At 30.5% G+C, this 279-nt stretch carries 1 rRNA gene; it reads right to left on the minus strand.

Annotated features, from left to right (window positions below):
• Positions 1-68, minus strand: a 5S ribosomal RNA gene (rrf, locus tag K0040_RS20390); the annotation flags it as partial.
• Between the last annotated feature and the right edge of the window lie 211 nt (positions 69-279).

Raw genomic sequence — 279 nt, forward strand, 5'->3', positions numbered from 1 at the left:
CCGCTCAAGAGCTTAACTTCTGTGTTCGGAATGGGAACAGGTGTATCCTCTTTGCTATAATAACCACATAATCTTTATATAAAGTATTAACTTTTGTTAGTACTTTCAAAACTGCTAACATTTAATATTTCCATTATATTTTTTAGCAACTTAAATCTTCTTTATAATTATATAATTAAAGATTTAGTTTGCGATATAAACCTTTAGGTTTATTTTGGTCAAGTCCTCGACCTATTAGTATCAGTAAGCTACATATGTTACCACACTTCCACCTCTGAC

This window comes from Terrisporobacter petrolearius, assembly GCF_020748185.1.
In the GTDB taxonomy this organism is placed as follows: domain Bacteria; phylum Bacillota; class Clostridia; order Peptostreptococcales; family Peptostreptococcaceae; genus Terrisporobacter; species Terrisporobacter petrolearius.